The sequence below is a fragment of the Streptomyces ureilyticus genome, from assembly GCF_011045025.1.
GTDB classification, from domain to species: domain Bacteria; phylum Actinomycetota; class Actinomycetes; order Streptomycetales; family Streptomycetaceae; genus Streptomyces; species Streptomyces ureilyticus.
In genome coordinates, this window is sequence record NZ_JAAKZX010000256.1 from 1 (window position 1) to 11930 (window position 11930).

The window sequence follows — 11930 nt, forward strand, 5'->3', positions numbered from 1 at the left end:
GTAGCGGCCTTGGCGAACCGGTTGATCAGACTGTCCCGAACGGTGTAGTCCTCCACCAGGTCACCCACCCCGCTGCTCATGTCGAGCAGATGCTCGATGGTCACCCCGTCGAAGGCGGAGCCCACCAACTCCCGGCAGTACACCGTCACCGACTCGGTCACATCCTTGATCGCCCCCTCGTCGAGGGCGATTCCGATCAGCATCGACGTCACCGATTTGGTCATCGAGAACATCTGGAACCGAACGTCGACCCCGGCGAAGTACCCCGGATACGACTCGTGGACGATCTCGCCGCCATGCAGCACGACGAAGGAGGTGGTGTTCGTTCGAGCGTGCAGTTCGGCAAGGCTCCGCTCCCGCCCCTCGAAGCCGTACGTCACTTCCAGGGGGCGCGGTCGCCGGGGCAGGGGGAACACATCTCCGCCGCGGCGGACGTCTTCGGTGGGCATGAGGAGATTCATGTGAGTGAACGTCCACTCATTGACCGGGCGGCGGGTCATCACCTCGTCCTGATGTCGCCACAGCCATACCGCCCCGGCGCCCGCAGCGGCGGCTCCCAGCAGCCATCCACCCGCTTCAATACGCATTACTGAACTCCTTCATCGCATGGCATGCCGAGCTTCGGCGTCCTCACTCTGACTCGTCGATCCATTGGTGTCAACAGTGGTGCTTATGCTGGTGTCATCGTAGGTGTCAACAGCGTTGACACGCTTTGAGTGAGTGGTCATGATGACGACGGGGTCGTTGGCCCCCTCGCCGACGCTCCATGAAGGACAGCGCATGACAGCCATCCGAGAAGAGCTGCGCCGCAGGCCCGCCCCGGACGGACGCACGGTGAAGCGCTCGCGGATCACAGGACCGGAGACCGATGAACGGCACTGAACTGCCCACCACGCGCCGCCTGCTCGGGAAGCTGCCCTTCGTCGACCCGGGCCGGCCCCCGTTGCCCGCGAGAACCGCGTTCCTGACCGGTGCCAGCTCGGGCATCGGCAAGGCGCTGGCAGCCGAGTTGTGCGCCCGCGGCTACGACGTGTACCTCACCGCGCGCAGAATCGAGGTCCTGGAAGAACTGCGGGCACAGCTCACCGCCGCGTTCCCGCAGCGTTCGGTCACCGTGGCCGCCCTCGACGTGACCGAGCACGAGGCCGTGGCGCGGACGATCGACGACGCGTCCCGCCAATTCGGCGGACTCGGAATGGTCATCGCCAACGCGGGGGCCGACGACTGGGGCAACGTCGGGGAGGGCCGCTTCGAGGCGCACCGCGCGGTGGTCGACGTCAATCTGCTGGGTGCGATGGCGACCATCGACGCGGCCGTCGCACACTTCCGCAGCCAGGGCGGCGGGCAGGTGGTGGGCTTCACCTCCGTCGTGGCCGCGGCGGGCCTGCCGGGCGGGGCGCCGTACTGCGCCTCCAAGGCAGGGCTCACGAGGTACCTTCAGTCGCTCCGAGGCGAGCTGTGGAACAGCGGCATCACCGTGACCACGGTCGCACCCGGCTACATCGACACCCCGATCAACGAATCCCTGGGCGACAAACGACCGTTCCTCATCGACACCCGCACGGGCGCCCGCAAGATCATGGACCGCGTCGAGTCCGGCGCCGTCCACGCGACAGTGCCCCGAGTGCCCTGGACCGTCGTCGAATACCTGCTGGCCCGGCTCCCGACCCGCCTGCTGCGGAAGGTCCATGCCTGACCACCCAGGCCCGGGGACCACCGACGCGCCGGTGCCGAGCCGCCATCCCCGGCTGCTCCTGACGGATGCAATTTCCCCCTGTCCGCCCGAGAGACGGTCAAGGCACTGTGCGCTTGTGTCCGGCCGCACCGGGGGCCGTCGCACTCGGCCTGCTGTGCGCGCGGGGGGAGCGCAGGCTCACGAAGGTCTCCGTCGCACGCTCAACTCCCGCTGCCGATACGGTCGTTCCGACTGCCGACTGCCGACTGCCGACTGCCGACTGCCGACTGCCGACTGCCGACGGCCCGGTCGTGGCCGCTCCAGGATCGGAACGTACGCCGATACGCGCTCGGTGTGACCCCGAGCGCCGCCTGGAGGTGCTGCCGCATCGACTGGGCCGTTCCGAAGCCGGCGTCGCGGGCCACCTGGTCGATGGACAGGTCGGTGGACTCCAGGAGATGGCGGGAGCGTTCGACACGCTGCTGAGTAAGCCACTGGCCGGGGCTGATGCCGGCCTCCTCGCGGAAACGGCGCGTAAAGGTGCGTACGGACATGGACTCCTGCTCGGCCATGTCGCGCAGCTGGATCGGTTCGTGGAGGCGGGCCAGCGCCCAGGCGCGAGCGGCGGTTGTGGTCGCCACCTGCGGCTCGGGCACCGGCCGTTGGATGTACTGCGCCTGCCCGCCGTCACGGTGCGGCGGTACGACGGTGCGGCGGGCCACGTCGTTGGCGACGGCCGTGCCGTGATCGCGGCGTACGAGATGGATGCACAGGTCGATCCCGGACGCGACCCCGGCGGAGGTGAGGACGTCCCCGTCGTCGACGAAGAGCACGTCCGCGTCGACCTTGATCTTCGGGAAGAGCCGCTGGAAGTGCTCGGCGTGGAACCAGTGTGTGGTCGCCGGGCGGCCGTCGAGGCAGCCGGCGGCGGCGAGGACGTAACCCCCTGTGCAGATGGAGACGAGGCGCGTGCCGGACCGGATGTGACCGAGGGCGGCGGCCAGTTCGTCGGTGAGCACGCCCTCTTCGAAGACCGGGCCGAGCTCGTACGAGGCGGGGATCACGACGGTGTCGGCCGTGGCCAGTGCCTCGGGGCCGTTCTCGACGAGCACGGCGAAGTCGGCGTCCGTCTCGACCGGGCCGGGCGGCCGGACCGAGCAGGTGACGACCTCGTACAGCGGCCGCCCGTCGGCGGTCCTCGCGCGGCCGAAGATCCGCTGCGGGATGCCCAGTTCGAAGGGCAGGAGCCCGTCCAGGGCGAGGACGGCGACGCGATGCCGAGCCAGAGAACCACTCATGGCCCGATCCTAGCGAACACTGTCCGTCGGGCCACTCGATCGCGGTCATCGCAGACAAGAAGCTCTATGACGTGACGCAGACGACCAAAGCCTCAGCCGTCCAGGGCGCCTCAGCAGTCCAGGACCAGGAACCCGAGAGCGAGAGAAAGCGGCGCCGGACCACGCGTGTGCACCGTGCGTGGTTCGTCGCCGCCGTCACCTTCGTGACGATCCTCGGCGCCGCGGCCTTCCGCTCCCTGCCGGGCCTGCTCATCGATCCGCTGCACCAGGAGTTCCACTGGTCGCGCGGCACGATCGGGCTCGCGGTGTCCGTCAATCTCGCGCTGTACGGGCTCACCGCGCCGTTCGCCGCCGCGCTGATGGACCGTTTCGGGATCCGTCGGGTGGTCGCGGTCGCGCTGCTCGTGATCGCGATCGGCTCGGGCACGACCGTGTGGATGACGGCGGCCTGGCAGCTCATCCTGTGCTGGGGGCTCCTGGTCGGGCTCGGATCGGGCTCGATGGCGCTGGCGTTCGCGGCGACGGTCACCAACCGGTGGTTCACCGAGCGGCGCGGACTGGTGACGGGGATCCTCACGGCGGCCTCGGCGTCAGGTCAGTTGATCTTCCTGCCGCTGCTGTCGTGGATCGTCTCGGAACACGACTGGCGTCCCGCGGCCGTGACGGTGGCGCTGGCGGCCCTCGCCGTCGTCCCCTTCGTATGGCTGCTGCTGCGGGACCATCCGGCGGACGTGGGCCTGAAGCCGTACGGTGCACCGGAGTTCGTCGAGAAGCCGCCTGCCGTGCCCGGCGCGGCCCGCCGCACGCTGAACGTCCTCTTCTCGGCAGTCCGTACAGGCCCCTTCTGGCTGCTGGCCGGCACCTTCGCGATCTGCGGAGCGTCGACGAACGGCCTGATCCAGACCCACTTCGTGCCCGCCGCCCACGACCACGGCATGCCGATCACGGCGGCGGCTTCGCTGCTCGCGGTCATCGGAGTCTTCGACGTCGTCGGCACGATCGCCTCCGGCTGGTTCACGGACCGCTTCGAGCCGCGGCGACTGCTGGCCGTCTACTACGCCCTGCGCGGCGTATCGCTGCTGTTCCTGCCGATGCTGCTGGCGCCCTCGGTGCAGCTCCCGATGCTCTTCTTCATCGTCTTCTACGGCCTCGACTGGGTGGCCACCGTCCCGCCGACCCTCGCCCTGTGCCGCGAGCAGTACGGCGACGACAGCGCGATCGTCTTCGGCTGGGTTCTGGCCTCCCACCAGGTGGGGGCCGCCCTCGTCGCCTTCCTCGGCGGCTTCGCCCGCGACACCTTCGGCTCGTACGACGTGGTCTGGTACGCCTCTGGTGCGCTGTGCGCGGCGGCGGCGCTGATGGCGCTGGTGATCCGGAGGAGGCCGGCCGTGGCGGCGGCCGACCTCGCGGTCACACGCGGATGACCTGGACGCCGGGGAAGGCGGCGAAGCCGGCGTCTTGGGTGATGACGGGGACGCCGTGGGCGCGTGCTGTTGCGGCGATCCAGCCATCGTTGACGCGGGCCTTGGGCAGGCGACGGCCAGATCGGGTTATCTCAGCCATCAGCTGAGACCAAACAGAGGCGACGATGCGGTTGGGGGCCACCACTTCGTGCTCGGAAGCCATCAGCAGCGTGGCAAGCCGCCGGCTGCGATCCGCTTCGGTGCGAGCAGCCTGAACGCCGAGAGACAGCTCGCCGATGGTGATGGTCGAAATGAGAATGCCGCGCGACATGGCCGTGGCCATGGGGCGTCCGGTCTCGCGGGCCACGAAGAACGAGGTGTCCGCGAGGGCGGTGGAAGAGATCACCGAGGGTCCTCGCTGCCGTGCTCCGTGTATTCGTCCGTGTCGCAGAACATCGCGTCGATCTCGTCCAGCATCTCCCGGTCGATACCGCCGCCGGACTCCCAGAAGGCAATCATCTCTTCGGCAGTGAGCACCTTGTTCCGCCCGTCGATCACATGGATGACCTCGCCGTGGTCGGTGACCTCGATGGGCGTAGGACCGGCGACCAACTGGGTCAGTACGCCCGGTTCGTTGAGCTCGGATACATCGATCCGTGTTGGTTCATTCACGCCTCGACGGTAAGCCAGCCACTGCGCACAGTGACAGCCCTGGTCCTACGAATCACTCGCACTGATGAACGGCTTTCGGGAAATCCCCGCTTCAGTCGCTCAAGCGTCCGAACCGCCCCCGATGAAACAGCAAAGGCGCGCCGTCAATCTCGGCCGCCCCCAATGCCTCCACCCTCCCCACCACGATCAGATGGTCCCCGCCGGTGTGCACCGCGTGGATCGTGCAGTCGATCCATGCGAGCGCCCCCTCCAGCCGCGGCGACCCCGACACCGGCGCCGCGTCATAGGCGACCCCCGCGAACTTGTCCGCCCCGCTCACCGCGAACCCGCGGCACAACTCGCCCTGGTGCGCCCCCAGTACGTTCACACAGAACGCGCCCGCGCGAGCGATCCGCGGCCACGTCGTCGACGTACGCGCGACCATGAACACGACCAGCGGCGGATCGAGGGAGAGAGAGGAGAAGGACTGGCAGGCGAAGCCGGCGGGGCCGTCCTCGCCGTCGGCGGCGGGTGCGGTGACTACGGTCACCCCGGTCGCGAAGTTCCCCAGTACGCGCCGGAATTCGCCCTGATCGACCGGCGCCCGCTCATCGTCCCCGACAGCCCGCAGCTCCGGCCGAGGCAAGGCCTCCACGGGCCCCGCGACGGTGGAGGCCCCGGCTGACCTGAGGTAGCGGACGGCTGCGGCGGCCATCCCTGCATGTCCCATCACGTCCGCCATTGAACCTGACGGACCGTCAGATAGGAAGACATGGACCCTCCAAACCCCTAGGAACCCTCCAAACCCTCAACGCCCGCTGAACTCGGCCCCGCGCCGCTCCACGAAGGCCGCCACCCCTTCCTTCGCGTCCGCCGTCGTCATATTGATCTCCTGTGCGGCCGCCTCGGCGGCGAACGCGGTGGCACGGTCGGCGTCCAGGGAGGCGTTCACGAGTTGCTTCGTGAGGGCGAGGGCTCGGGTCGGCCCGGCGGCGAGGCGCTCGGCCCACTCGCGGGCCGTCTTGTCCAGCTCCTCGGCCGGTACGACGCGATTGACGAGCCCGAGGCGTTCCGCGTTCGCGGCACTCAGCGCGTCGCCGAAGAACATCAGCTCCTTGGCCCGCTGCGGTCCGATCAGCCGGGGGAGGAGGTAGGCGCCGCCCCCGTCAGGCACCAGACCGCGCCGTACGAACACCTCCACGAACTTGGCCGGTTCGGCGGCGATCACCAGGTCGCAGGCGAAGGCGAGGTGCGCGCCGATTCCCGCCGCGGTGCCGTTCACCGCGGCGATCACCGGTTTCTCGCAGTCGAGGACCGCGGCGATGAGGCGCTGGGCGCCGAGACGGATGACCCGGGCCACGTCACCGGCGACCCGTTCCGCGGCGGGCGGCCCTCCCCCACTCTCGGCTTCGCTCGAGCGGGGGGACCCCCACCGCAGGTCGGCGCCCGCACAGAAACCGCGGCCCGTCGCGGTGAGCACGACGGCCCGTACGTCCGGGTCGGCGGAGGCTTCGGAAAAAATTTGGATCAGGCGTTCTCGCTGGTCAGAGGTGATGGCGTTCATCGCCTCGGGGCGGTTGAGGGTGATCCACGCGACCTGATTGTCAGTGGCGTGCCGTACCAATGACTCGAGGGAAATTTCGGGGCCGGAGCGCTGGTCGGGACCGGCGCTCCGGGCTGAGCGGGACGAGTCAGGGGATTCGAAAGGTTCACGGGGGGAGTCGGACATGGGGGTGCTCCGTTTCGTACGGGGGTTGAAGGGCGCCGTGCGCGACATGTGCGGCGCTGTACGTGGGACCACTGGCGCCGTACGTGGGATAGGCGCCCTTGGCGGGACCGTCGGGGCCGTACGCGGGAGCGTCAGCGCCCTACGCCGGACCTTCGGTGCCGCACGCGGTATCGCGGGCGCCGTTCGCGCGGCGGCATGGCGGTGGGCGTGGCGGTGGCGAGGACCGCTCGGCTCAGCGGCACACCGCCATCGCGTCCAGCGCGACGGCCCCTTGCCCCCTGGGCAGCACCATCAGCGGGTTGATGTCGAGCTCCGCCAGCTCGCCGTCGAGTTCGAGCGCCATGCGCTGCACCCGGAGGACGACTTCGACCAGCGCGTCGAGGTCGGACGGGGGGCGCCCGCGGACCCCGTCGAGCAGGGCCCGCCCGCGCAGCTCGCCGAGCATGGCCCGCGCTTGATCCTCGCCGAACGGAGGCACGCGCACAGCCGTGTCCCGCAGCACCTCCACGAGTACGCCGCCGAGCCCGACCGTCACGGTCGGCCCGAAGAGCTCGTCCTGTGTGACGCCCACGACCATCTCGACTCCGGGATCGACCATCTGGCATACCAGGACCCCGTCCAGCGAGACGCCTTCGTAGCGGGCGATGTCGGTCAGCTCCCGGTAGGCGTCGCGCACCTGACTGGCGGAGGTCAACCCGACCTTCACCAGGCCGAGTTCGGTCTTGTGGGCGAGCTGCGCGCCGGAAGCCTTCATCACGACGGGGTAGCCGACGAGCCCGGCCGCCCGCACGGCCGCCGCCGCGCTGGTCACCAGCTGCTCGCGCGGTACGCGGATTCCGTACGCCCGCAGAAGCTGCTTCGCCGCGTGCTCGCTCAGCTGCTGTCCTGGCCGCATCAGCGCCTGGGCCTTGCGGTAGGAGGGCGAGTGCGTGCGCGGTGCCTCGTCGAAGGGGGAGTGGTACGAGGCGGTGAAGCGGGCGTGGTCGAGGTGGGCACGGACGGCCGTGATGCAGTTCGCGAAGGTGCGGAAGGTGGCGACGCGGGAGGAGCCCAGCAGGGTGTCGCGGTACGCGGACTCGGTGCCGACCGGCGACCCCCACACCACGCACACCAGCTTGTCCGTCTCTTCCGCCGCGTCCACCAGGTCCTGCGCCAGCTGGTCGCTCATCGGCGGGAAGGGCCCGGTGATCGGGCAGATCAGCACGCCCACCGCCGGGTCGTCGAGGATCGCGTCGATGATTTTGCGGCCACGCCAGTCGCCCACGGGGTGCCCGCCGTTGTCGACCGGGTTGGCGACGTCGAGGTACTCCGGTATCCACTGGTGCAGCTCGGCCTGCTTGGCGTCCGACAGCCGCGGCAGGGGCAGCCCCGCCTCGGTCGCCAGGTCCGAGAAGTGCGCGCCCGTGCCGCCCGAGATCGAATACACGACGACGCCGTCGGCGCTCGAGGGGCGGGCGCGGGCCAAGAGGGCCGCGGTGTCCTGGAGTTCGTCGAGCCCGTCGACGCGGATCACGCCGTACTGCCGCATCGCCGCGTCCACCACCGCGTCGGCACCGGTCAGCTTGCCGGTGTGTGAAGCGGCCGTGCGGGCGCCGGTCTCGGTGCGGCCGACCTTGACCGCGACGACGGGAACACCGCGCCGGGCGGCCCGGTCGGCGGCGAGCATGAAGGCGCGGCCGTCCTTCAGCCCTTCGACGTAGCAGGCGATGGCGCCGACCTCCGGCTGCTCGGCGAAGTAGGAGATGAAGTCAGCGGTCTCCAGGTCGGCCTCGTTGCCGGTGGGCGCCCAGTGCGAGAGGCGTACGCCGAGCTCCTGCATCGTGAAGACGGGACGCCCTTGGTGCCCGGACTGGGTGATCAGCGCGATCGCCGGCCCGTCCAGGTCGTCACGGAACTTCTCGAAGGCGTTGAGGTTGGTGTTCGGCCCGAGCAGCCGCAGCCCGGAGCGCTCCACGGCGGCGGCGAGGCGCGCCTGTGCGGCGGCGCCCTCCGCTCCGGTCTCGGCGAACCCTGAGGCGAAGGCGACCGCGAACTTCACCTTGGCCTCGGCGAGTTCCTCGATCACGGGAAGGGGATCGGAGACCAACAGCACGGCCAGATCGACCTGCTCGGGCAGGTCCGCGACAGAAGGGACGCAGGAGATGCCGAAGACGGACTGACGGGTGGGGTGCACCGGGTGCAGCCGGGCACCGACCCGCTCGGCCCAGGAGAGCAACTGCCTGGTGATGCCGGTGTTCGGCCGCCCTTCGGCATCCGAGGCGCCGATGACGGCCACGGACTCGGGGCGGAAGAAGCGGTCGAGCTCGGGTACGCCGGCGTACAGCGGCCGGCCGCTGACGTCGAGGTCGTCGGTGTCGGCCGGCCTGCCGTGCACGGCAGGCGCCGGTTGCTCGCCGCAGGCGATGACCCGGGCCCGGCGGGAGTCGGTGGTGAGGGTGCCGTGGGTTGATCCAAGCATCGGTCCGCCCGCTCCTGTGTGACTGCCAATAACTGACGCAGTGTCAGATTACTGAACTGACGTCTCGTCAGGAACCGGGCTGCACGCAAAGAAGTTGTGGCGGACACGTGGTTGGTACCCGCGACGGTCGTCACGGGAACATGGGTGGGTGGCATCCGGATGCGTCAGGCGGCTCCGGATACCGAATACGTCAGGCATCCCCGGATGCCGGGTGCACCTCCGTGTCCACTACCTTCGCCTGTCCGCCTTCGCGATCGTCTTCGCGATCTTCTGGGCGTCCAGGGCGAGTTCGCGGAGCATGCCGCTGATGGGATTGGTGAAGCCGGTGAAGTAGAGGCCGGGGGCGTTTTTCGGGGTGCGGGCGCCGTGGACGAGTGGGCGGCCGCTTGCGTCCAGGACGTCGAGGTGGCCGACGAGGTCCTCCAGGGCGCGGCGGTAGCCGGTGGCGGCGATGACGACGTCCGGGCCGATCCGGTCGCCGTTCGCGAGGGCGACCTTGCCGTCCTCGAAACCGTCGACGGCGGTCACGACCTCGACCTGCCCCTTGCGTACGGCGTCGATCAGGCCGACGTCCTGCACCGGGATCGCGCCCTCGTTCACGCGGGAGTAGAGCCCGGTGTCGGGCCGGGTCAGGCCGTGGGCCGACAGATCCGGCACGCTGATCTTCCCCACCGGGCCGGCGAGCCGGTCCACCAGGGCGACCGGCAGCCGTCGTACGAGAATCCCGGTGCGCTGGGCGGGCCACCCGGCGGTGGACCGGCGCAGGATGTGCGGCGCGGTCCGCACCGAGAGCCGTACGCGCGAGGCCCCGCCTTCGACGAGGTCGACGGCGATCTCGGCACCCGTGTTGCCGATGCCGACGACGAGGATGTCGCGGCCGGCGTAGGGGGCGGCGTTGCGGTACTGGCCGGCGTGCAGCAGCTCGCCGCTGTACGCGTCGCGGCCCGGCCAGTCGGGCACGTGGGGTGTGTGGTTGTAGCCGGTGGCGATCACGACCGCGCTACCGGTGAGCTCGCGCCCGCCGGTGGCCCGCAACAGCCAGCCGGTGCCGTCCGCGGCGGGCTCCACGCGGGAGACTTCCACCCCGGTCACGACCTCGAGTTCGTGGTGCTCCGCGTACTTCTCCAGATACCGCACCACGTTGTCCCGCGAGACCCAGCGCCCGAACGAGCGCGGCATCGCCAGGCCCGGCAGGGACGACAACCGCCGGGTCGTATGCAGATGCAGCCGGTCGTAATGCCGCCGCCAGGACGCCCCGACGTGCTCGGATCGCTCGAGTACGACGGCTCGTACGCCCTGGGAGCGCAGGGCGTACGCCGCGGAGAGTCCGCCCGGGCCGCCGCCGATGACGTACACGGGTCGGTCTTCGTGGGACGGCACCGCGTGGTGTGTTTCAGGACGCGTCGCGTCGGAAGAGTCGGCCATGCGCCAGAGCGTATTCACCACGTCACTTGATGGGTATCGGTCAAGCCCGGAATCGATTGCGAATCGATCACGGCTGTGGGGAGTGTGGGTGGGATTCGTGGCGCGGGCGCCTCAGAGTGTGGGACCGATGAGGCGCGTGAAGAGCGAGGAGGCAGGGTTCCCGCCACTGCCCCTCCCCGCTCATGGGTGCGAAGCCGTGCGTTCCTCCTGCGGCACCGCGTACCCGGGAACGGACGGCCACCGCACGGTCAGCACCACCGACTCCTCCTCCGCGACCCAGGAGTGGTCCACTCCGTGGCCCCATACGACGTAGTCGCCCTGGCGTTCCAGCAGAACGCTGCGGCCGGGGAGTTCGACCCGGAAGCGGCCGCTGATGAGAACCAGCAGGGCCGTGCGTTCCTCGCCCCGCACCCACTGCGTTCGCTTGTCGCCGCTGGGGTGGACGCCCCACTTGATTTCCACCGCGTCGCTCTGACGGGGATCACCCGCGTCCTTGAAGTGCCCGAGCAGCCATCCGCGGTCCAGCGCCGCGTCCTTGCCCGCGTTGCCCACGTACACGCCGTCGTCCATGCGGCCGAACGCTAACACCGGCCGGCTGGGCCTCTGTCGCGGCCGGCCACAGGAAGAGTCTCGCCTCCTCCCGGTCTTGCGTGACCGCCGCGCATCCGCTGAACTGACGTATCGTCAGATTCCTTCGACCGCAGGGAAATCCATGGACACGATCTGGCTCACCGGTGCGGAATGGGGCGCCGTGCTGCGTATCGGGCTCGGGCTGTGGTGGCTGGAGAGTTGGCGGCACAAGGACAAGAAGGGGTGGTTCGAGCGGGGGACGGGGATCGCCTGGGCGGCGGATGTCGCGGCGAAGCACCGCTGGACCGCCGTACGCAGCGGCTTCGACGTCGTCGTCGCGCCGCGTCCACAGGTCATGGCGTACGTCGTCGTGTATGCGGAACTCGCCCTGGGGCTGGGCCTGATCGCCGGTTTCCTGACCCCGATCGCCCTGGTCGGCGGCCTGCTCCTCAACCTCCTCTACCTCGTCCTCATGATCCACGACTGGGCCGAGCAGGGGCAGAACTCGATGATGGCGCTGATTTCCCTGGTGGCCCTGTTCGGGATGTCCTGGCAGACGTGGTCGCTGGACAGTGCTCTGGGGCTCTTCTGATGCCGGCGGCGCCCTTCGATGTGCCGGAGGTGGATGCCTTCACGCGGGCGTACTGGGAGGCGGCCGGGCGGGGGGAGTTGTTCCTGCGGCGGTGTGGCGGGTGCGGGCGGGCCCATCCATACCCCCGCG

The 11930-nt window shown here is 69.8% G+C and carries 12 protein-coding genes; 3 read left to right on the forward strand and 9 right to left on the reverse strand.

The window, feature by feature from the left end; all coding sequences use genetic code 11:
* Positions 1-587: serine hydrolase (locus G6048_RS42225; RefSeq protein WP_165344916.1), on the reverse strand; the 587-nt coding region annotated here is incomplete at its 3' end.
* Between the two features lie 281 nt (positions 588-868).
* Between G6048_RS42225 and G6048_RS42230 the strand changes: the two genes are divergently transcribed.
* Entirely contained in the window at positions 869-1696 is an 828-nt protein-coding gene (locus G6048_RS42230) for an SDR family NAD(P)-dependent oxidoreductase (protein ID WP_165344917.1), read from the forward strand.
* Positions 1697-1896: 200 nt separating this feature from the next.
* On the opposite strand, the gene G6048_RS42235 is transcribed toward G6048_RS42230, so the two are convergent.
* Complete coding sequence (locus tag G6048_RS42235) at positions 1897-2973, reverse strand: GlxA family transcriptional regulator (RefSeq protein WP_235991004.1); 1077 nt, start codon at positions 2971-2973, stop codon at positions 1897-1899.
* Between the two features lie 71 nt (positions 2974-3044).
* On the opposite strand from G6048_RS42235, the gene G6048_RS42240 reads away from it, so the two are divergent.
* Positions 3045-4397 (forward strand): MFS transporter, encoded by a 1353-nt coding sequence (locus tag G6048_RS42240; protein WP_165344918.1) that lies wholly within the window; start codon positions 3045-3047, stop codon positions 4395-4397.
* Here G6048_RS42240 and G6048_RS42245 read toward each other — a convergent pair.
* The 7 genes from G6048_RS42245 to G6048_RS42275 form a co-directional block, all read right to left on the reverse strand.
* Positions 4384-4782, reverse strand: coding sequence for a PIN domain-containing protein (locus G6048_RS42245; protein ID WP_165344919.1), 399 nt, complete (start codon positions 4780-4782; stop codon positions 4384-4386). The two genes, G6048_RS42240 and G6048_RS42245, sit on opposite strands and share 14 nt — an antisense overlap.
* On the reverse strand, positions 4779-5048 hold the full coding sequence (locus G6048_RS42250; RefSeq protein ID WP_165344920.1) for a hypothetical protein: 270 nt from the start codon (positions 5046-5048) through the stop codon (positions 4779-4781). Before G6048_RS42250 ends, G6048_RS42245 begins: the two co-directional genes overlap by 4 nt.
* Before the next feature lie 91 nt (positions 5049-5139).
* Positions 5140-5757 carry a flavin reductase family protein gene (locus tag G6048_RS42255; RefSeq protein ID WP_165344926.1) on the reverse strand — a complete coding sequence of 206 codons (618 nt, stop codon included), beginning with the start codon at positions 5755-5757 and terminating at the stop codon, positions 5140-5142.
* Between the two features lie 78 nt (positions 5758-5835).
* Positions 5836-6756 (reverse strand): enoyl-CoA hydratase/isomerase family protein, encoded by a 921-nt coding sequence (locus G6048_RS42260; protein ID WP_165344921.1) that lies wholly within the window; start codon positions 6754-6756, stop codon positions 5836-5838.
* Between the two features lie 232 nt (positions 6757-6988).
* Positions 6989-9214: an acetate--CoA ligase family protein gene (locus G6048_RS42265; RefSeq protein ID WP_165344922.1), complete on the reverse strand. Its 2226-nt coding sequence runs from the start codon at positions 9212-9214 to the stop codon at positions 6989-6991.
* Between the two features lie 228 nt (positions 9215-9442).
* Complete coding sequence (locus G6048_RS42270; protein ID WP_165344923.1) at positions 9443-10639, reverse strand: flavin-containing monooxygenase; 1197 nt, start codon at positions 10637-10639, stop codon at positions 9443-9445.
* Between the two features lie 180 nt (positions 10640-10819).
* The gene (locus tag G6048_RS42275) at positions 10820-11209 is read right to left on the reverse strand and encodes a cupin domain-containing protein (RefSeq protein WP_165344924.1); all 390 of its coding nucleotides are present in this window, start codon (positions 11207-11209) and stop codon (positions 10820-10822) included.
* 142 nt (positions 11210-11351) lie between these two features.
* Here G6048_RS42275 and G6048_RS42280 point away from each other — a divergent pair, with 142 nt between their 5' ends.
* On the forward strand, positions 11352-11801 hold the full coding sequence (locus G6048_RS42280) for a DoxX family protein (RefSeq protein WP_165344925.1): 450 nt from the start codon (positions 11352-11354) through the stop codon (positions 11799-11801).
* The last annotated feature ends 129 nt before the right edge of the window (positions 11802-11930 follow it).

Coding starts and splice junctions, on each gene's coding strand:
- G6048_RS42230 (WP_165344917.1), top strand. CDS start 869: ATGAACGGCACTGAACTGCCCACCACGCGCCGCCTGCTCGGGAAGCTG.
- G6048_RS42235 (WP_235991004.1), bottom strand. CDS start 2,973: ATGAGTGGTTCTCTGGCTCGGCATCGCGTCGCCGTCCTCGCCCTGGAC.
- G6048_RS42255 (WP_165344926.1), bottom strand. CDS start 5,757: ATGGGACATGCAGGGATGGCCGCCGCAGCCGTCCGCTACCTCAGGTCA.
- G6048_RS42260 (WP_165344921.1), bottom strand. CDS start 6,756: ATGTCCGACTCCCCCCGTGAACCTTTCGAATCCCCTGACTCGTCCCGC.
- G6048_RS42265 (WP_165344922.1), bottom strand. CDS start 9,214: ATGCTTGGATCAACCCACGGCACCCTCACCACCGACTCCCGCCGGGCC.
- G6048_RS42270 (WP_165344923.1), bottom strand. CDS start 10,639: ATGGCCGACTCTTCCGACGCGACGCGTCCTGAAACACACCACGCGGTG.
- G6048_RS42275 (WP_165344924.1), bottom strand. CDS start 11,209: ATGGACGACGGCGTGTACGTGGGCAACGCGGGCAAGGACGCGGCGCTG.
- G6048_RS42280 (WP_165344925.1), top strand. CDS start 11,352: ATGGACACGATCTGGCTCACCGGTGCGGAATGGGGCGCCGTGCTGCGT.